The sequence below is a fragment of the Neisseria oralis genome (assembly GCF_045062685.1).
GTDB lineage: Bacteria > Pseudomonadota > Gammaproteobacteria > Burkholderiales > Neisseriaceae > Neisseria > Neisseria oralis.
Genome location: NZ_JBJGEB010000044.1, coordinates 1 through 334 on the forward strand (window position 1 = coordinate 1; position 334 = coordinate 334).

1 protein-coding gene is annotated in these 334 nt (G+C 43.4%); it reads right to left on the minus strand.

Features of this window, described 5'->3' with window-relative positions:
• Window positions 1-42: 42 nt before the first annotated feature.
• Window positions 43-334 (minus strand): IS30 family transposase (locus tag ACI43T_RS12015; protein WP_151247927.1); only part of this gene is annotated, 292 nt, incomplete at its 5' end.

Genomic DNA, 334 nt, shown 5'->3' on the forward strand with positions numbered 1-334 from the left:
ATGAAATTGAGACTACCTTGGATTCGGATTTCAAGTGCAACACTAGTGTATTAGTGGTTGGAACAGATTCAAGAATAAAACACTTGGCGTTTCGTAGCCAAGTGTTTTTCTTGGTCGGTGGTTCAACTCATCTTGAACCCTGCGTATCTCCCGATCACTGATGTTACGGAAATCGGTTTGTTTGGGGAAGTATTGCCGGATGAGTCCGTTGGTGTTCTCATTCAGCCCTTTCTCCCAAGAATGGTAAGGGCGACAAAAATAAGTCTCCGCTTTCAATGCTTTGGTTATTTTGGTGTGTTGGTAGAACTCTTTGCCGTTATCCATGGTAATGGTG